The following is a 21,027-nucleotide window of genomic DNA, read 5'->3' as shown; positions in this document are numbered from 1 at the left end:
GTCACCGCGCCAGGTTCCGGTCGGCGACCGCCTGCACGCGGTCGAGGTCGGCGTCGATCTCCGCCGGTGGCGCCGCGTCCGGCAGCAGGTCCTCGATGTCGCGCAGCGGCCGGTACCGCAGGCCGAGCACACCCCACACCACCAGCACGGCGCCGGAGACCACCATCAGCGTGGCGAAGCCGCCGAGCCGGTCGGCGAGCGGTCCCGCGGTCAGGAAGCCGAGCGGTTGCATGGCGGTGGCCAGCATGACGTTGATCGCCAGCACCCGGCCCTGCAACCGCTGGCCGACCTTCGTCTGGATCACCGACAGCCAGTGCGCGTTGCCGATGCTCATACACGCCAGCCGCACGAACAGGCCGATCGCGACCACGAACACCGAAGGCCACGCGCCCATCAGCGCCACGCCGAGCCCGGAGCCGATGACGAAGGCGATCATGCCGGTGGCCCGGCGCGCGGTGCCGCCCCAGGTGATCACGACGAGCGCGCCCACCGCCGCCCCGATCCCGCCGACGGCACTGACCATCCCCAGTTCGCCCGTCGAGCCGATCGACAGGACCAGCGGGGTGAGCCCGACCCACATCACGGCGGTGAAGTAGTTGACCACCGCGAAGTAGCCGATCATCACCAGCAGCGGTTTGCGGCGCAGCACGAACCTCCATCCGCCGGTGACCGCCTTCGCGAACGGTTCGGCCTGGGTGAAGAACATCCGGTTCGGGAACCGCACCAGCACCAGGGTGAGCACCCCGATCGCGAACGTGGCGACGTCGACCACGACGACCGCGGTCAGCCCGGACAGTCCCATGAGGACACCGCCGAGGACGGGCCCGAGCACGGTGCCGAGCCCGGCGCCCATGTCGGCGAGCGCGTTGGCCTGCGGCAGGTACGGCTTCGGCACCAGCTGGGCGATCGCCGCCAGGTAGGCGGGCCGGTGGAACGCCGAAGCCACCGACATGACCCCGACGATCGCGCACACCGCCACGAGATCCAGCCGCCCCAAGGCGAACAGCACGGCGAGCACGGCCATCGCCGCGCCGCTCGCCAGGTCGCAGCACAGCATGATCCGCCTGCGGTCGACCCGGTCGGCGAGCGCGCCGCCGATCGGGGTCAGCAGCATGCTCGGCACGCGGGCGAGCAACATGACCAGCGCGAGGTCGACGACGCGGCCGCTGAGCTGATAGGCCCACACGCCGAGGGCGAACGCGCTCAGCTCGTTGCCGATCATCGACACCGCCTGGCCACCCGCCACGGTGTAGAACGCACGCAGCCCGCGCCGGGTCGCGGTCGCGGCGACCGGGACGTCGTGGACTTCGGGCGGCAGGTCGCCGCCGGCCCAGCGGGACAGCCGGTCCCGCAGCAGTGCGGCGACCTCGGCGGCCTGGTGGCGCAGGAAGTAGTGCCCGGCCTTGGGCAGCACGGCCAGTTCGACGCGATCGGCGAACACGCCCCACTCGCGGTATCGCTCCTGGTACAGCTCGGTCGCCGGGTCGCTCGACCCGACCACGCACAGGACCGGGGCCGTGAGCCGGGGTCTTCCGGCGGCGTCCGGGTCGAGCGCGCGGCCGAACCACGCCTGCGCCTGCCCGGCGTCGTGCCGCAACGCCCGCAGCATCGCCGCGCTCGCGGACTCGTCCATGTCGTCCAGCAGTCCGCCGGTGGCCCGCAGCGTGTCCCGGTAGAGCCGGTCCGCCACCCAGCGTTCGCGCGGGAACCGGCGCTGCAGCCAGGCCGACAGCCTGCCCGGCAGGCGTGCGGCGGGGAAGCTGCCCGCCACGACCACTCCGGCGACGACGCGGCCGTCGGACTCGAGCCGGGCGGCGAGCGCGGTGGCCACCGCGGAGCCGACGCAGTGCCCGTACACCGCGACAGGGCCGGTGACGGTCCGGCCGATCTCGTCGGCCAGCAGGTCCACGACCTCGTCGACGGTGCGGAACGCCTCGTCGGGCCGGGCCACGTCATGGCCGGGCAGTTCGACGGCGAGCAGGTCGATTTCCGGTGCGGCGGCGGCGAGTTCGGTGGCCAGCGGCTGGAACACCGCGGCCGAGCCGCCGCCGTAGGGCACGCAGACGAGCGTCAGCTCCGGTGTGCCCGCGCGGGCGGGGGAGAGGCGGTGCAGCAGGCGCCCGTCGTCGGTCTCCCGCCCGGCGTCGAGATGGGCGGCCAGTTCGCGGACGGTCGGGTGCAGGAACAGGTCGATGACCCGGAGCCGCTCGTCGATCAGCCGGACCGCGCGGACCGCGGTGAACGAATGGCCGCCGAGGGCGAAGAAGTCGTCGTCCGCACGGACCTCGGGCAAGCCGAGTACCTGTGCCCATACCTGGGCGACGCGTTGCTCGGCCGGCGTTTCCAGTGCACGGGAACCCTTCACCGTCACGGGAATGGGCTCGGTGACCGGGCGGGGCCCGCTGCGGGCCGGACCGACCGCGGCGACCGGCTGGTCCACATCGGACAGTAACCCGGTCAGGAGTGCTTGGAAGTCCGCGACGATCCCGTCGGCGGTGACGGCGTCGAACAGGTCGGCCCGGTAGGCGAGGCCGCCGAGGTAGGTGTCGCCGTCGTTGACCAGCACCATGCTGAGGTCGAACTTCACCTGCTCGCCCGCGTCGCGGACGGCCGTCACCTCGACACCCGGGATGGCGGGCGGCGTCGCCGGCTGGTCGAGAACGTTCAGCAATACCTGGAAGATCGGCGTCGCGCCCACCGACCGCTCCGGCCGCAGCCGCTCGATGATCCTTTCGAGAGGTGTCTCGGCGTGCGCGAACGCGCCGAGCACGGTCTCGCGGGACCGGCCGAGCAACTCCCGCACGGTCGGGTCGCCGCCGAGGTCCGTGCGCAACACGAGCGTGTTCACGAAACAGCCCACCGTCGACTCGGCGTCCGGGTGATGCCGCCCGGATTCCGGCACGCCGACGGCGACGTCGTCGGTCCCGGCGCGGCGGCCGAGCAGTTCTTGCCAGCAGGCCAGCAGCACCATGAACGGCGTCACGCCCGCCTCGGCCGCGACCTGCCGGACGCGTGCGGTGAGCGCGGCGGGGAGGGCGAACCGGACGTGCCCGCCGGACCAGCCGGCCACCGCCGGGCGGGGCCGGTCGGTCGGCAACGCGAGCAGCGGCGGCAGCCCGGACAGCCGGTCGCACCACCAGTCCAGGTCCTCGTCGCGCCCGCGGGCGGCCAGCCAGGCGGCGTAGTCCGCGTACTGGACGGGCAGGGCCGCGTCCGGTGCCGATCCCGCGAGCCGCGCGGCGTACGCGTCGGCGAGATCCGTGCCGATGACGCCGCGCGACCAGTTGTCGGTCGCGATGTGGTGCACGGTGAGCGCGAGGACGTGCTCACCGGCGGCGATCCGGAACAGCGAGGCCCGCAGCGGCGGCTCCCGGTCGAGCGCGAACGGCCGCGCCAGCTCCGCCCGGCACGCCGCGTCCACCCGGTCCGCGGATACGTCCACAATGGACACGGGCACGCGGTCGGCGGGAACCGGAACGGCCACCGGGGTGCCGTCCCGCTCCTCGACGACGCTGCGCAGGACGGTGTGCCGGGCGGCGACGTCCCGTACGGCGAGCACCATCGCCGCCGCGTCCAGCGGCCCGCGCAGCCGCAGCACGAGATCGGCGTGATAGGCCGACCCCGGGCCGAGCAGTTCGAGAAACCACAGCCGCGCCTGCGCCGACGACAAGGGCGCGGGCGCTTCGGGGTCCGGCCGCACGGGGATGGGCGCGCCGCCGAACGCGCCGCCCGGATCGGCGGCCAGCGCGGCGGCGAGGTCGGCCAGCACCGGGTGCTCGAACACCGTGCGCACGGCGACGTCCCGGCGCAGCGCCTCACCCAGCCGCCCCGCCACGCGCACCGCGGCGAAGGAATGACCGCCCACGGCGAAGAAGTCGTCGTCGGCGGAGATGTCGGCGTTCCCGAGGACGTCGCCCCAGACCCGCGCCACGAGCCGCTCGGCCGGGGTCGCCACCGGCCTCCGCGCGGCGGGCTCCCGCTCGGCGACGTCGGGCAGCGCGGACCGGTCGATCTTGCCGTTCGCGTTGAGCGGCAAGCGATCCAGGACCGTGAGCGAGGCGGGCACCAGGTAGTCGGGCAGGCGTTCCCGCAGCGTCCGGCGGACGGTCGCCACGTCGAGCCCCGGCCCGACCAGCCAGGCGGCGAGCCTGCGGTCCAGGCCGGTGCCGACCGGCAGCACCACGGCCTCGGCCACCCCGTCGACGTCGCGGAGCGCGGCGGTGACCTCGCCCAGTTCCACCCGGTGGCCGCGCACCTTGACCTGGTCGTCGGCGCGGCCGAGGAACTGCACGGCGCCGTCGGCCCGCACCCGCAGCAGATCGCCGCTGCGGAAGCATCGCACGCCGGTGCCCAGCGGGTCGGGCACGAACCGGGCCGCGGTCTGCGTGTCGTCGCCCAGATAGCCGCGGGTGATCTGCGGCCCGCCGATCACCAGTTCACCGGTCATGCCCTCGGGCACGACCGCGCCGCGCGCGTCGACGAGATGCCCGACGACCCCGGGCAGCGGCGTGCCGAGTGGCACGTATCCGGTGCGCTCGTGCGGCGGGACGGCCGCCACGTCGCACGTCATCGAGATCATCGTGCTCTCGGTGTGCCCGTAGTGACTCTGCACCCGAAGGCCGGGGCGGGCCGCCTCGACGCGCTCGACGAGCGACCACGGACACGCCTCACCGGCGAGGATCAGCAGCCGCCTCGGCAGCACGGTGGCCAGATCCCCGTGCCGGGCAAGGAGTTCCAGATGACTGGGCACGCACTTGAGCACGTCGGCCGGGTGCTCGGCGAGGTACCCGGCGAAGGACTCCGGATCCATCGCGGTGTCCCGGTCGACCAGGTGGACGGTGCCGCCGGTGGTCAGCGCGCCGTACACGCCGGTGAGGCCGAAGTCGGCCGCAGGGGTGGAGACGACCGCGAACGACGCGCCCGCCACGTCACCGAGCCGGGGCAGCATGCCCGACAGGTAGTGCGCGACGTTGCGGTGCTCGACCGCGACCCCCTTCGGCGCACCGGTCGAACCGGATGTGAAGATCACGTGGATCAGGTCGGTCCCCGCGACCGGGACGTCCGGGCGGGTGTCCGGCTGGGCGGCGACCGCGTCGTCGACCGTCAGGACGGTGACGCCGGGAACGGTGACGTCGAGGCCGGGTTCGGCGAGCAGGATCCGCGCGCCGGCGGTGGCGAGGATGGTGGCCACCCGCGCCCGCGGGTAGGTGGTGTCCATCGGCAGGTACGCGCCGCCGGACTTCATGATGCCCAGTACCGCGCACGCTACGTCCGTACCCTGTTCGAGCAGTATCCCGACCGGCTCGTCGGCGCGCACGCCGAGCGCCCGCAGCCGGTGCGCGATCCGGTTGGCCCGTTCGTCGAGCCGCCGGTAGGTGAGCGAGCCGGTCGCGCCGACCACGGCGACCCGGTCCGGGTAGCGGTCGGCGGTGTCCTCGATCAGCGTGTGCACCGGGCGAAGCTCCGTCCGCCCCGGTTCCGGTCCCGCCAGCACCGGCGCGGTGACGGCTTCGATCGGCACTTCGGCCACCGGCCGGTCGAGGTCCGCGGTGATCCCGTCGACGAGGGTGACGAACCAGCGGGCGATCCGGTCCGCGGTGCCCCGGTCGAACAGGTCGGTGCGGTAGGACAGCCCGCCCGAATAGCCGTCGCCGGACCGGGACAGCGCGAGGTTCAGGTCGAACTTGACGCTCCGCACCGGCGGTTCGGTGACCCGTGCGGCCAGGCCGGGGAATTCGGGCGTCCGCGACGGTTCGTCGAGCACGTTGAGCATGACCTGGAAGATCGGCGAGGCGTCGAGCCCGCGTCGTGGCGCGACCCGTTCGACGATCCGCTCGAACGGCACGTCCGGGTGGGCGAACGCGTCGAGCACCGTGTCCCGGGCGGCGGCGAGCAGTTCGCGGCCGGTGACCGCACCGGCCAGGTCGGTGCGCAGCACCAGCGTGGTGACGAAGCAGCCGACGACCCGTTCGGCGTCCGGGTGGCGGCGGCCGGACTCCGGCACCCCCACCGGCACGTCGGTGGTCCCGGCCAGCCTGGCGAGCAGTGTCTGCCAGCACGCCAGGAACACCATGAACGGGGTGACGCCGGTGGCGCGGCCGATCTCCCGCACCCGCGCGGTGAGCGCGGCGGGCACTTCGACCTCGACCTCGGCGCCGTCGTCCCCGGCGACGGCCGGGCGAGGCCGGTCGGTCGGCAGCTCCAGCACCGGTGGGAGCCCGGCGAGCCGTTCGTGCCACCAAGCCAGGTCGGCCTCGGCGGTGTCCGGCCTGGAATCGTTCCACGCCACCAGGTCCGCGTACTGGAGCGGCGGTTCCGGCGGCAGGTCACGGACGCCGAGGCGGGCCGCGTAACAGGCGGCGAGGTCGTCGAGCACGACCGCGGCCGACGGGGCGTCCATCGCGATGTGGTGGAACGTCAGCGCCAGCACCCGCCGGTCGGCGTCGACCCGGAACAGCACAGCCCGCATCGGTGGCTCGTCCTCGAGCGCGAACGGACGGGTGGCCTCGGCGGCCACCTCGGCGTCCAGCTCCGCCGCGGCGACGTCCACAATGGACACCGGGACGGCCGGTCCGGCGCACCGCATCGGCACGCCGTCGATCTCCCGGTACACGCCGCGGAGCACGTCGTGGCGGTCGGCGACGTCCCGGACCGCGGCGAGGAGCGCGGTCTCGTCGGCCGGTCCCGCCAGTTCGAGCACGAGCGGCAGGTTGTAGGCGTGGCCGCCGGGTTCGAAGCGGGCCAGGAACCACAACCTGGCCTGCGCGGACGACAGCGGCACCGGTGTCCCGTCGCGAGGGAGCCGGGGGATGGCTGGCTCCTTCGCGACGGGCGTCCCGCCGTGCAACGCGGCGGTGGCGCGGCCGGCGAGCAGCTCGCGCAGGCGTCGTTGTGCGGGAGTGACGAGTGAGTCGGTCATGCCGTGCTCCCGGTCGGGACATCGGCGCCGTCGTCCGCCAGTGCGGTCATCGCGATCCGTTCCAGTTCCGTGGCGAATTCCCGCAACACCGGCCGGTCGAACAGGCACCGCACCGGGACGGGGAAACCGAACGCCTCGGCGAGGCGGCCGACGACCTTGGTCGCGGCGAGCGAATGTCCGCCGAGGCCGAAGAAGTCGTCCAGCGCGCCGACCCGCTCCCGGCCGAGCATCTCGGCCCAGGTGATCGCGATGAGTTCCTCGACCGCCGACGCGGGCGGGCTGTCCGGCCTCGCCGGTGCCGAGGGTGCGGGCAGCGCGGCGCGGTCCACCTTGCCGGTCGCGGTGACCGGGAACGCGTCGAGTGAGACCCACCGGTGCGGTACCGCGTAGCCGGGCAATCGGCCGCGCAGCACGGCCGCCACCGTCTCGGTGTCCACAGTGGACGGGGTGAGATAACCGACGAGGTGGGGTTCGCCTTCTCCGGTGCGCATCACGACCACCGCGTCGGTCACTCCGGGGACCGTGCGCAGCACGTGTTCCACCTCTCCGAGTTCCACCCGGTTCCCGCGGATCTTCACCTGGTGGTCGGCGCGGCCGTGGAACTCCAGCACGCCGTCGGCGCGCCAGCGGACCAGATCCCCGGTGCGGTAGGAACGCCCGCCGTGCAACGGGTCGATGCCGAAGGCGGCCGCGGTCCGCTCCGGGCGGCCAAGGTAGCCCGGTGTCACACCGGCGCCGCCGATGGCCAGCTCGCCGACCGCACCGGGCAGCGCGACCCGGCCGAACGGGTCGATCACCGTGAGCAGGGTGCCGCCGAGGGGGCCGCCGATCGGTATCGGCCGGTCGGCCGCCAGGTCGGCGGTGGTCACCAGATGTGTGGTCGCGGTGATGGTGGTCTCCGTGGGTCCGTAGCAGTTGCGCAGGCTCGCGACCCGGGCGGTGATCTGCCGTGCCAGCGCGACGTCGAGGGTCTCGCCGCCGGAGAACACGTGCAGTCCCGGCAGATCGGGGAGCCCGGCGGCGACGAGCATCCGCAAGGTGGTCGGTGTCGGGTTGAACTTGGTCGCGCCGGTCGAGACGAGCCGCCGCACGAGCGCGTGCCCGTCGATGGCGCAGTCCCGGTCGGCGATCGCGCAGTGCGCGCCCGCGGTCAGCGTCGTCCAGATCTCGCCGGTGGCCGTGTCGAACACGAGCGGCGCGATGGCGAGCCAGGTGTCGGACGGCCGCACGTCGGTGACCTCGCGGAAGGCGTCGACCAACGCGGCGAGGTTCCGGTGCGTGACCGCGACGCCCTTCGGTTCGCCGGTCGAGCCGGACGTGTAGAGGACGTAGGCGAGGTCGTCTTGGCCCGGCTCTCGCAGGGTGCGGCTGTCCGTGACAGGGGCGTCGAGGTCCACGACGGTCAGCTGCGGCAACGCGGTGCGGGCCACGTTCAGCGCTTGTCCGCGGGCGGCGACGACCCGGACCCCGGCATCGGCGGCGAGCGCCGCGATCCGGTCCGCGGGGTGGCCTGGATCCAGTGGCAGGTACGCGCCACCCGCCCGCCACACCGCGAGCAGCCCGGCGGGCAGGTGTTCGTCGCGGGGCAGGCACACGCCGACCACGTCGCCGGTGGTGACGCCCGCGGCGAGCAGACCGCGGGCGCCCTGTGCCGACCGGTCGGCCAGGTCTCCATAGGACAGTCGTCCGGCCGGTGACGACGTCGCCACCGCGCCGGGCGGTTGCGCGAGCACGTCGGTGACCACGGTCCGGTTGGCGGGCAACGGGTTCCCGGTACCCCAGCGGCGCAGCGCCGCCCGTTCCGCGTCGTCCGATATGTCCAGTGTGGACAGTTCGGCGGCCGGATCGGCGGTGAGCCGGTCGAGGAGGGTGCCGTACCAGCGGGACCACCGTTCGATCGTGGCGCGGTCGAACAGATCGGCGCGGAACACGAGCCTTCCCACGTAGCCGTCGCCGGTGGCGGCGAGGTCCAGGTTCAGGTCGTACAGCGCGGTGGCGACCGGTTGCGGCAGCACCGTCACGGCCAGATCACCGAGCTCCGCGGTCGCCTGCTCGTCGAGGACGTTCATCATCACCTGGCACACCGGGGTGCTCGCCGGGTCCCGCTCCGGCGCGAGCCGCCGCACGACCTCGTCGAACGGCACGTCGGCGTGCGCGAACGCGTCGAGTGCCGCCGCGCGTGTCCTGGCCACGAGGTCGCGGCCCGACCGGGCTCCGAAATCGGCGCGGATGGCCACGGTGTTCACGAAGAAGCCGACCATCCCGGCCAGTTCGGCGGTGCGGCGGCCGCTGTGCGGAACGGCGACCGCGAGGTCCCGTACCCCGGCCAGCCGCGCGAGCAGCAGTTGCCAGGCCGCGAGCAGGATCGTGAACGGCGTGGTCCCGGCGTCACCCGCCAAGGCGCGGACCCGGCCCGTGACGTCCGCGGGCAGCCGGACCGGGACCTCGGCCGCCGTCCAGTCGGCGACGGCGGGGCGGGGCAGGTCGGCGGGCAGCCGCAACGCGGGCAGGTCCGCGAGCCGCCGCTCCCACCAGTCGAGACCCGCGGTCCGGTCCTGCTCGCGTTCCCGTGCGGCGTGGTCGGCGTACTGGAGTGCCGGTGGTGTCGGCCAGTCGCCGGGTTCGGTGCGGTAGAAGTGGTCCACTTCGGACAGCAGGAGCCGTTGGGAGACCGCGTCGGTGGCGATGTGGTGGCAGGTCAGGGTCAGCACGTGGTGGTCCGGGGCGAGCCGGAACAGGACCACGCGCAGCGGTGGCGTGGCGTCCAGCGCGAACGGCCGCCGGATCTCGGCCGCCACGGCCGTGTCCGCCGACCTTTCCTCGATGTCCACAGTGGACATAGGTACGGCTTCGGCGGGCCCGAGGAGCGCGACCGGCTCCCCTTCGATCTCGGTGAAGAGGCTGCGCAGCACGTGATGGCGCGTGGCGAGCGCGTGGACCGCGCGGTACAGGCGCGGCTCGTCCAGCGCGCCCCGGAGCCGCAGCACGGTGGGGGAGTTGTAGGCGGCGCTGTCCGGGTCGAGCTTCGCCGCGAACCACAGCATGCGCTGCGCCGGCGAGAGCGGCGCGGGTGCGGCAGGGTCCGCCCGGGCGACGAGCGGGCGGTCGTCGAAGGCGGGTTCCCTGTCGATCCGTGCGGTGAAGTCGGCGAGTACCGGGTGGTCGAACAAGGTGCGGACGGTGACCCGGCGTCTCAGCCGGGTGTGCAGGAGGCCGACCACCCTGGTCGCCGCCAGCGACCGGCCGCCGAGCGCGAAGAAGTCGCTGTCCGGCCCGATCTCCCCGTCGAGTTCGAGGCATTCCCGCCAGACCCGCGCGACCAGCGCTTCGGCGTCCGAAAGCGGCGCGGCCGCGGCCGGAGGGGTGCCGGGCACCGGCGGGAGCGCCCGACGGTCGAGCTTTCCGTTGGGCAGCAAGGGAAGCGTGTCCAGGGTGTGCCACGAGCTTGGCACCATGTATGCGGGCAACAGCCTCCGCAGCTGCCGCTCGACGGCCGCCGCGTCGACGGTCGCGGGAGTGAGGTAGCCGATCACGTGCGCGTCCACGCCTTCCGCGGCGACCGCCACCGCCGCATCATCCACATCGGACAGTCCACGAAGGACGGACTCGATCTCGCCCGGCTCGAACCGGTTGCCGCGCACCTTCACCTGGTCGTCGGCGCGCCCGAGGAACTCCAGCGTCGCGTCGGGACGCCACCGGACCAGGTCACCGGTGCGGTAGCAGCGTTCGCCGGGACGGACCGGGTCGGCGACGAACGCGGACGAGGTCAGCTCGGGCCGCGCCCGGTAGCCGGTCGCCACACCGGCGCCACCGATCCACAGCTCACCGATCGCGCCGGGCGGCGCGAGCCTGCCCGCCTCGTCCACCACGTACAGCCGGGCGCCCGGCGTCGGCGAGCCGATCGGGACCCGGTCCCGGTCCTGGCCGGTGAGCCGGTGCGCGGTCGCCGCGACCGTGGTCTCCGTGGGGCCGTACCCGTTCCACAGCTCGCCGACCAGCGGCAGGGCCCGCGCGGCGAGCTCCGGGTCGAGCACCTCGCCGCCGAGCAGCAGCCGCAGCGCGGGGTCGCCTGACCAGCCCGCGGCGAGCAGCATCCGCAGGCTCGTGGGCGTCAGGTCGACGACCGTGACACCGCTCTCGGCGATCCGCCGCGCGAGCCGGTGACCGTCGACGGCGGTGTCGCGGTCGGCGACGACGCAGCGCGCGCCGGTGGCGAGCGGCCACCACAGTTCTTCGGCGGACACGTCGAAGGCGAGCGGCGCGAGCGCGAGCATCGCGTCGTCCCGCGTCATGCCGGGGGAGAGCATCCGCGACCGGACGAACGCGTGGAGGTTGGCGTGGCTGATCTCGACACCCTTGGGCCGCCCGGTCGACCCCGACGTGTACAGCACGTAGGCGAGCGCGTCGCCGTCCGGCAATACCGGCTCGAAAGGCTCTCCGTCGGTTCGGTCGGCGTCGACCACGCGCAGGCCCGGTACGGCTTCGGCGACCTCCGACGCCATCGGCTGGGCGTCGCCCCGCGTGAGCACGACGCGCAGCTCCGCCTCACTCGCGAGCTGGGCCAGTCTGGCGGCGGGTTGCTCGGTGTCGAGCGGCAGGTACCCCGCACCCGCCCGCCAGACGGCGAGCAGCGCGGCGGGCAGGAACTCGTCACGTGGCAGGCAGACCCCGACCGTGTCGCCGGCCGTCACCCCGGACGCGGCGAGTGCACGCGCGATCCGGTCGGCGTGGCCTGCCAGTTCCGCGTACGTCAGCCGTCCGCTCTCCGACGACACCGCGACCGCGTCCGGTGTCCGCGACGCGGTGCGCCACACCGCGTCCGGCACCCCGGTCGCGTCGCCGGCGGGCAGCGCGGGGCCGGCTCCCCACGTCGTCAGCTCGGCGATTTCCCCGTCCGCCGCCGGTGCCAGCGCGGACAGCGCGATGTCCGGTGTGGACACCGCGGAACGCAGAAGGTGCACCAGGGAACGGGAGAACCAGCGGGCGCGGCCGGGCGCGAGCCACGACGGGTCGTGCTCGACGATCAGTTCGGCGCCGCCGACGTTGGCGTTCACGAACACCGTCAGCGGGGTGTGACCGCCGCCGGTCGGCAGCTCGCCGAGCAGGTCCAGCCGGGTGCCGGGCCCGTACGCCGACAGCGGGACGCCGTCGGGTTGCACCGCGATCGACACCGGCGTGAGCGGGACCCCGGCGGGCCGGTCGCCACCCCACAGCCCGGCGAGTTCACCGCTGGGCAGGCCGCGGTGATCGATGGCGTGTGCCGCGGTGGTCATGGCCGCGCGCAGCAGGTCGCGGAACGAAGTGTCCGCGTCGAGCCGCAACCGGACCGGCAGGACGTCGACCAGCGGGCCGATGGTGTGTTCGAGCTCGGGGCGGTCCCGTTGCGCCGCAGCCATCCCGAGGAGCACGTCCTGGCCCCGCACCAGCTCGCCGACCAGCACCCCCACCGCGGACAGGTACACCGCGAACGGCGTCACCCCGGTCGATTCGGCCAGCGCGCGCACCGCCGATCCCAGCGACTCGGGCAACGGCGTGCTGATCCGCTCACCGGCGAAACGCCGACGGCCGTGCACGACGCGGTCGAACAGGGCGTCCGGCGGCGTCGCTCCCGCCAGCTCGGCCGACCAGTACGCCTTCAGCCGGTCTCGCTCGCCGGGCACCCCCGCAAGCGCGCGTTCCCGCAACGCCACCGCACCGACCTGCGCGAAGGAAGCCGCGGGCGCGCCGGCCAGTTCCGCCATGAGCACACCGACGGACGCGCCGTCGGTGGCGATGTGGTCGGACACGACGACCAGGTCGGCCACGTCGTCGGCGAGGCGGAGCAGCGTGATCCGCAGGAGCGGCGTGTCCTTGGTGAGGTCGAACGCGTGCCGGGCGGCGGCCTCGGCCAGTTCCTTCGCACGGCGGTCCGCGTCGGCGAGCCCGCGCAGGTCGTGCTCGTCCACGGGGACCGGCGCCGGCGGCCCCACCACCATGACCGGTTCGCCGTCGTGGTCACCGATCGTGCCGCGCAACACCTCGTGCCGCGCCACGATGCCGTCCGCGGCCGCCCGCAGCGTGGGCAGCGACACCCGGCCATGAAGCCGCAGCCGCCACGCGACCGTCGTCGCGGTACCGGTCGAGCCGAGCTGGGCGAGGGTCCACAGATCCCGCTGCGTGCCGGTCAGCGGGTAGCTGTCACGGTCCGGGTTTTCCCGCAGTGCCACCGAGGGCGCCGCGGCCGGGGCGTCCGCGAGCCGCCGTGCGACCGCCTCCACCGTGCCGCCGGAGAGGAATTCCGCCAGCGTCACCACCCGGCCGGTGGCCTCCCGCAGCAGCGCGACCGCGCGCGCCGCGGCGAGGGAATGCCCGCCCGACTCGGAGAACCGGTCGTGCACCCCGATCCCCGGCAACCCGAACGCGGCCGCGACCACGTCGGCGACCAGCCGCTCGGCCTCGGTACGCGGGGCGACGTACGCGGTCTCCTCACGGTCGAACACCCACGCCGCCAGCGCGGCCCGGTCCGCCTTTCCGGTCGTGCCGAGCGGGATCGCGTCGAGCACGGCGATCCGGGACGGCACCAAATGCGCGGGCAGCCGCGATCGCAGCCACCGCAACAGTTCCGGCTCGGACACCGAATCACCGGCCGGTTCGGCGAACCCGACGAGCCTGCGCTCCCCGTGCTCGTCGGCGGGCGCGAGCACCACCGCGTTGCCGACGGCAGGATGGGTGAGCAGCGCCGCCTGGACCTGTCCCGGTTCGATCCGGAAGCCGCGCACCTTCACCTGGTCGTCGGCGCGGCCGACGAAATGGTGCACGCCGTCGCGGCACCGGACCAGGTCACCGGTGCGGTAGTGCCGGACGCCGTGGGAGTCGGTCACGAACTTCTCGGCGGTCAGCTCCGGCTGCCCCAGGTACCCGCGGGTCACGAGCGCCCCGCTGACCCACAGCTCACCGACCTCGCCGTCACCGAGCGCGCGGCCGTCGGTGGCCCGCACCGAGAACGCGGCGCCGGGCAGCGGGGTGCCGATCGGCGGGTCGTCCAGCCCGTCCCGGTCTACTTCGTGGCACGAGCAGTTCACCGTCGCTTCGGTCGGGCCGTAGCAGTTCACGATCCGCCGTACGCCCGGGTTGGCGTAGAGACGGTCGACGAGCGACCGGTGCAGTGCCTCACCCGCGATCGCGACGGTCCGCACCGAACGCGGTAGCGGCGTGCGCGCCAGCACCGCCAGTACGGACGGCACGCCCTGCACGAACGTCACCTCGTCCCGCGTGGCGAGCCCGGGCAGCGCGAGCAGGTTCTCGGCGAGCACCAGGCTCCCGCCGGTCACCAGCGGCGGGAACACCTCGGCGACGGACGCGTCGAAACAGACCGACGCGGCGCCGAGCACGCCACGCAGTTCGTCGTCGCCGTAGGTCGCGGCCGCCCACGCCAGCAGCGCGAGCACGTTGCGGTGCTCGACCTGGACGCCTTTCGGCCTGCCGGTGGAGCCGGATGTGTAGATCACGTACGCGAGATCCGTGCCGGAACCCGGGACACCGGGGGAGGTCGTGGGGGAGGAGGCGGCGTCCCCGACGGCCAGCACCGGCACGCCGGCGTCCGCGAGCGCGGCCGGATCAGGTTCGTCCGCCAGCACCAGCGACAGCCCGGAGTCCGCGACGACCGACGCGCCGTGCGCCGGGGGAGCGGACGGGTCCAGCGGGACGTACGCGCATCCCGCCTTCAGCACTCCCAGCAGCGCGGGCACCAGCCAGCGGCCGCGGCGCAGGCAGACGCCGACCAGGTCACCGCGCGCCACCCCGCGGCCGAGCAGGGCGTGCGCGACCGAGTTCGCGGCCTCGTCCAGCCGGGCGTAGCTCAGCCGCTCCTCACGCGCGACGAGCGCACAGCGGTGGGGCGTCTTCCGCGCCTGCTCCTCGAACGCCTCGTGTACCCGGTCGAACGCACCCAGATCTGCCCGCAACCCGCTGAATCCCCTCATGCCCGTCCGGAATTCCGGACCTCGGCAGATTGAACTTGCGGGACGACGCCGGGACCAGGAACTCCGACCGGAACTATCCGGCGGGCGAAGTTCCGGTCACGACCATCGCGGTGCCCATGGCGTCGTACAGCGTCCGCGCGCGTTCGCGGAACGGCCTGGCCTTGTCCGGATCACCGGCGTCGTCGTGGATCGCGGCGATCCCGGTCAGCGCGCGGGCCTCTTCGTGCGGTTCGCTGGTGAGCCGGGCGAGGTCGGCGGCGCGCGTGTAGTGCGCCATCGCGGACGACCGGTCCCCGCACGCCAGCGCGCTGTCCGCGAGCCCGTTGTGCACGAGGGTCTCCAGCGGCCGGATGCCGGTCGCCACCGCGATGTCGAGCGCCGCCTCCTGATGCAGGCGGGCCGCGGCCAGGTCGCCCTGCCGGAGGTGCACCAGCCCGAGATAGGCCAGTGCGTACCCTTCGGCCTCGCGGTGGCCCTCGGCCCTGCTGACCGCCAGCGACCGGTCGAGGTGGTCGCGGGCTTCCGCCCACCGGCCCAGCGCGCGGTACACGTCGCCGAGATTGTGCAGCGAGATCGCCTCGCTCAGCCGGTCGTCGATGCTCTGGGCGATGGTCAGGCACTGTCGGTAGCAGCCGAGAGCGGCGTCCAGATCGCCCCGGCGTTCGTGGATGAAGCCGAGGTTCGACAGCGAACGTCCCTCGTTGAGGCGATCCCCGGTCTCCTGGGACACCGTGACCGCCCTGCTCAGATGGTCCACCGCGGCGGTGTACCGGCCCAGCTGCGCGTACACGGTGCCGAGCGTGTTCAGCGCGCGGCCGGCGACGACCGGGCTCCCGTCGACGTCGAGGCAGCGGGTCAGATGGGTCACCGCCTCGTCGAAATGGCCGAGCCTGGCGCAGATCGCGGCCAGGTCGACGAGCGCCTGCTGGGTGCCGATGGCGTCGCCCGCCCGCTGTGCCTCGGTGAGTGCGAGCCGGTGCAGGGTGCGCAGGGCACCGTAGTGACCGTTCACCCGCAACGCCTGCCACAGCACGGTCGAGAGGTCGCGGGCGTAGGTGTCGCCGGTGGCCGACGACTGTTCCGCGATGGCGATCAAGGTGGGCAGCTCCGCCGCCAGCCAGGTCGCCGCCTCCTCGGCGCCGGTGAACACGACGTTCCCGGCGACCGGGGTGAGCAGGGGTCTTCGGTTGGGGTCGCCCGCCGTCATCGCCCTGGCCGCGTCGGCCGCCCCGGCCACACAATGCTCGCCGAGACGGCGCAGGGCCGCCGACCGCCGCTCCGCCGGTTCCTCGTCGGCGCGGCCGCGCGCGTAGTCGCGGACCAGGTCGTGGAACTCGAACCGGCCGTCCGCGCGGTGCGCGAGCAGCAGATGGCTGTCGACGAGCGCGTCGAGGATCCGGCGGGTCTCCGCCGGATCCGTGCCCAGCAGCGCGGCCGCGGCGGCGGTGTCCCAGTGCGGGCCGGGATGAAGCCCGAGCAGCCGCAGGCCCGAGGCCACGTCGCCGGGTAGCGCGTCGTAGGACCAGGACAGCACGGAAGGCAGCGAGGTGGTCTTCTCTTCGGTGGTCAGCGCGGCGAGCCGGTTCCCCGCCGGGAGCATCGAGGACGCCACGTTCGCCAGGTTCCGGTTGTGCGCGAGCCGCTCGCCGACGATGCGCAGGGCGAGCGGCAGGCCGCCGCATCCCGACACCATGTCGGCGAGCGCGGTCCGGTCGGCGAACCGCCGCCCGGGGCCTGCCAACCGGTCGAGCAGGGAGAACGACTCCTGTTCGGTCAGCAGTGGCACCGGCACCCGGTGCGCGTCGGCGCTGATCGTCAGCCCGTGCAGTGCCGCGCGGCTCGTCACCACCACCGCGCAGCCCGCGTGGCCCGGCAGCAGCGGCCGGACCTGGTCCGCCGAGCGGGCGTTGTCCAGCACGATGAGCACCGAACGGCCGGCCAGCACACTACGCAGCGACGCGGCCCGGTCGTCGAGGTCGGCGGGCACGTCCGCCACGGGCACGCCGAGCGCCCGCAGGAACGACCGCAGCACCTCGGCCGGATCGGCGGGCGCCCCCGGCCCGTACCCGCGCAGGTTCGCGAACAGCTGCCCGTCGGGGAAGTCCTGTTTGACCCGCTGCGCCCACTGCACGGCCAAGGAGGTCTTGCCGACCCCGGCCATACCCTCCAGCACCGCGACGACGACACCCTCGCCGGCCCTCCCGCCGTGGAGGGCGTCGAGCGCGTCGATCTCCCGCTGCCGCCCGATGAACGACGTGATGCCCGAAGGCAGCTGCGCGGGCACCGAGACGACCGGCGTTCTCGCCGGCGACACCGCGTCCGGGCAGTAGTGCCGCACGAACCGGCTCGCCTGCTCGCCCTGGAGACCCAGCCCCAGCGCCAGTGCCTCCACCGAATGGCGGCGCGGCCGGGCGACCCGGCCGCGCTCGATGTTGCTGATGCTCCGCACCGTCAGCCCGGTGCGTTCCGCCAACTCCTCCTGCGTGAGCCCGGCGTCCCGCCGCGACTCACCCAGCAACGACCTCGGCCGGGGGTCCATTTTGCGGATGATAGAGCGGGCGCGACGACGAAAAGTGGAGGTTCACCGAGAATTTTGATCGAAATTGGTCGAAAACGCCCGCCGGGCCGGGTCCTGCGGCGAGCGAGGACCCGGCCCATCCGTTGATCGGAGATCAGGGGTTGAAGAGACGGTGCAGCCAGCCGAAGGTGCCTTCGAACGCGTCCCACGTCACTGAGCCGATTTTTTCGTAATGGCGCTCCAGCAAGAACTGCGGGATAGCCGACCAACCTTCCGGCAGGGACCTCTTGGCGATCTTGATCGAGCCGATTCCCGTGAAGACGGTGTTCACCATCGCCTTCCCGAGGGCTGTGTGGAACTCACTGCTCTCCCAGCCGTAACGCATGCCGTTCGCTCCCGCCGCGAGGAATCCGGAGGCGATGGACACGATCTTGGCGCCGGTGCCGATGGCGGCGAGAACGGCGGCGAGCGGTAGCGCTCCCGCGGTGAGCAACGCGCCGACACTGCAGCCGGCGGAGAGCAGGCCCGCCCAGTCCGCGAGGCGGTCGAAGAACTTCGCCGATTCCTCCAGTAGCCGATCAGGGTTGTTCTGCCACATCCCGATGATCGACGAATCGCCCTGCGCGTTGGGATCGAGACTGTCGTCCCTCGCCGCCCTCTGCGCCGCGAGCGCGGCTTCGGCTTCCGCGGCCATGACGACGATGTGCCGGGCGTGGCTAGCCGCCTCCGCCGCCGCCGTGGCGTCTTTGCCCGCCTGGATGGCGGACACGCGGGCGCTGTTCGCGGAGGCCTGGGCCTGGTAGGCGAAGCTGACCGCCCGGTCGGCACAGTCGAACGCGCGCAGCATCGAGGAGTTCGCCGAGCGCCGGGCCTTGTTCGCGACGGCGGCCGCGGCCGCGGCCTGGTCCGCGGACCGCCGGGCGTCCGCGGCGGACTGCTCGGCGGCGGTGGCGTTGTTCGCGGCTTCGGTCGCGGACCGTTGGGCGTCCGCCGCGTACCCGGCCGCCCGGTTGGCCCAGGTGACCGCTTCGGCGGCGGCTTTCCTGGCCTCGGCGGCGGCCTTGGACGCGAGGGCCGCGTCCGCCAGCGCGTTCGACGCGACCCTGGCCGCGTGCGCGATGGCCGCCCGGATGGCGGCGACGTGCGTGGCCCAGTCGTGGTCGAGTCGAGTGGTGTCGAACTGGGTACCGGCGACGAAACCGCGACGCATGTTCGTGGTGCCCGCGAGCGCGATCTTCGCCGCCGCCTTCGTGTACGGGCCGCCCTCGTTGAGCAGCCGGTACGCCTCGACCTGATCGTCCTCGGCGGCCGCGTCGACGATGGTCACCTTGAGGAACCGGTGCAACGCCGCGGGCGATCCGTCGTTCAGCGCCGCCTCCGCGGCGGTACGCACCGCTGTCCCGGGATTGTCGGCGAGAATGGCGAAGATCGTCCGCCTGTTGTCCTCGGCCGCGGCGTTGATCGCGCCGGTCGTGAGGAATTCGGTGACCGCCCCGGGATTCTCGGCCTCCAGCGCCTGGGCGGCGGCGGAGGCCACCGCCATCGTCGACACACCGGCCACGGCGGCGACGGATTCGGCGTCGTCCTGCCGTTGTGACAGCAGCCGGTCGGCGCTCAGCCAGGCCAGCACGTCCTCGTCACCGCCCGCGACGGCGAACTCCGCCGCCGACTTGGTCCAGCTTCTGGTGAGCCCGTTCGTGATCAGCTGGAGCGCGGCCTGCCGTCCCAGCGTGGCCGCGCGGCCGGTGTCGCCGGCGCGCATCGCGGTTTCGGCGTCGGCGATCAAGGTGCGGGTCGCCTCGTCGGTCAAGGCGTTCTGGGTTTGCTGCCGGGCGAGCCTGGCCCGTTCGTCCGCCTCCTCCCGCGCCTCCCGCTGGGCGAGTTCGACGCCGAGTTCGGTCTCCACGGCCAGCGAGGCGGTCTCCGCGTCCCTGGCCGCCTGCTCGACGGCCCGTGCCTGGTTGACCGTGTTCAGGGCCAGTTCGGCCGCGGTGACCGCGCGCTGGGCGGCCGCCGTGGACCTGTTCGCGTAGTCGATCGCCTGGCCGGCGTGGTTGGCGGCCTCCTCCGCGGCGGCCGCCGCGGCGTCCGCGTGGTCGGCCGCGCTGTTCGCCGCATCGCGTGCGGCGGCGGCCGCCACGGAGGCCTGGTTGGCGAACCCCCGCGCGGCCTCCGCCGCCCGGTTGGCGCGAGCCGCCGCCGCCGTGGCTTCGGCCGCGGCCTGACGCGCTTCCTGGGCCTCGGCCTTTGCCACCCCGGCGGCCGACGCGGCGTCGGACGAGGCCTTCGCGGCGTCTGCCGCGTCGGTCGCGGCGGCCGCGGCCGAGCTACCGGCCGAGACCGCGCTCCAGCTGGCGATCCGAGCCTGCTCGGCGGCTTTCGCGGCGTTCCGCGCTTGCCCGGCGGCGTTGCGGGCGGTGACGGCGGCCTGCCGGGCGGCGGCCGCCGCGCTCGCGTTGTTGGACGCGGAAATGGCCGCGTTGTACGCGCGAGCGGCGGCCTGGCCCGCCGCGGCGGTGGCGTGCGCGGCGGCCTGGGAGGCATAAGCGGCGCGGCGCGCGGCCTGCTGGGCGGCACGGGAGGCGCTGATCGCGGTGGCCGCGCAGGAGGCCGCGTTCTTCGCCGCGCGGGCGGCGGCGTTGGCCGCCTTCGCCGAGCGGCGCACGTCGTTCTGCGCGGCTTGGGCCTCCGCCAGCGCGGCGAGCGCGGCCTGTTTCGCCTTGGCCGCCGCCTCCTTCGCGGCGTTGGACAGGGCAACGGCCTGATCGGTGCACCGTTGCGCGATGCGGCCTTCCCGTTCGACGATCCCGACCAGCTGCTGGATGGTGGCGGACTCTTCGTCGCGGGCGCGGGCGATGTACTGACCGGTGCGCAGGAACCAGTCGATCGCTTCGGGGGTACCGGCGTCGATCGCCCGCTGGGCGTAGAGCTTCACCTGCGGTGACCCGGTGTTGAGCATGGTGAAGACGAGGATCCTGGCGTCCTCGTCGTGAGCCGGGTACTGGTCGGTCTCGATGAACGCGGTGAACGCGGCCAGGGTGTTGGTGTTCAGTGCGTTGGTCGCCGCCCGCTGTACCGCGGTCCCGCCCGTGTTCTTGATGGTCAGTACCTCGACCCGCTTGTCCTCGGTGACCGCGGCGCTGTAGCCGTCCCGCAGGAAGGCCGACATCGCGGCGCTGCCGCCGGACAGGGCGGTGCCGATCCCGGCGGTGGCCGCCCGGCCCGCGAAGGGCAGCGCGGCGAAGAGGGCGAACCGGTTGTCCTCGTCGATGGCGTGCTGGAGCCGGTTGTTCAGGAAATCCGTGATGTCCGCGTCCGAACCGAGCAGGGCGGCCTTCCCCTCACGGCGGACCGCCTTGCCGCCGATCTTGTACTGCCACAGTGCCCGGCCCCTGGCGGTGTCCGGCAACCCCGCCTCCGCCGGGCCGGTCTCGGCGAGAGCCGGGCCGGCGCCGGCGAGAACGAACCCGGCGGGCAGTGCGGTCAGCGCGGCGGCGCCTCCGAACACGCGGAGCGCGGTGCGTCTGGACCATTCGTTCGAGGACATCACGGATTCCTTTCCAGAGCGGGGCTTGCTTCAGGGCGGGACGGGGATTTACCGAGGGGGAGGCAAAGGTGTCGTGGCCAGG

Annotated in this window: 4 protein-coding genes; all 4 read right to left on the bottom strand. The window is 73.7% G+C overall.

What is annotated here, in order from left to right:
• Window position 1 precedes the first annotated feature (1 nt).
• The 4 genes from ACZ1DY_RS29115 to ACZ1DY_RS29100 all read right to left on the bottom strand — a co-directional run bounded on the left by ACZ1DY_RS29115 (window position 2) and on the right by ACZ1DY_RS29100 (window position 20,945).
• A complete protein-coding gene (locus ACZ1DY_RS29115; RefSeq protein ID WP_465481542.1) occupies window positions 2–6,919 on the bottom strand; it encodes an amino acid adenylation domain-containing protein in 6,918 nt (2,305 codons plus the stop codon).
• Complete coding sequence (locus ACZ1DY_RS29110; RefSeq protein ID WP_465481541.1) at window positions 6,916–14,880, bottom strand: amino acid adenylation domain-containing protein; 7,965 nt, start codon at window positions 14,878–14,880, stop codon at window positions 6,916–6,918. The genes ACZ1DY_RS29115 and ACZ1DY_RS29110 overlap by 4 nt, the downstream gene beginning before the upstream one ends.
• Window positions 14,881–14,953: 73 nt before the next feature.
• Complete coding sequence (locus ACZ1DY_RS29105) at window positions 14,954–17,419, bottom strand: ATP-binding protein (protein WP_465481540.1); 2,466 nt, start codon at window positions 17,417–17,419, stop codon at window positions 14,954–14,956.
• A gap of 133 nt (window positions 17,420–17,552) precedes the next feature.
• Window positions 17,553–20,945, bottom strand: coding sequence for an ALF repeat-containing protein (locus ACZ1DY_RS29100; protein ID WP_465481539.1), 3,393 nt, complete (start codon window positions 20,943–20,945; stop codon window positions 17,553–17,555).
• Between the last annotated feature and the right edge of the window lie 82 nt (window positions 20,946–21,027).

Source organism: Amycolatopsis sp. PSD-21, from assembly GCF_055561455.1.
Note: the sequence above shows the minus strand (reverse complement) of the source record. Positions and strands in the feature narration are given on the sequence as shown.

Coding starts and splice junctions, on each gene's coding strand:
- ACZ1DY_RS29115 (WP_465481542.1), bottom strand. CDS start 6,919: ATGACCGACTCACTCGTCACTCCCGCACAACGACGCCTGCGCGAGCTG.
- ACZ1DY_RS29110 (WP_465481541.1), bottom strand. CDS start 14,880: ATGAGGGGATTCAGCGGGTTGCGGGCAGATCTGGGTGCGTTCGACCGG.
- ACZ1DY_RS29105 (WP_465481540.1), bottom strand. CDS start 17,419: ATGGACCCCCGGCCGAGGTCGTTGCTGGGTGAGTCGCGGCGGGACGCC.
- ACZ1DY_RS29100 (WP_465481539.1), bottom strand. CDS start 20,945: ATGTCCTCGAACGAATGGTCCAGACGCACCGCGCTCCGCGTGTTCGGA.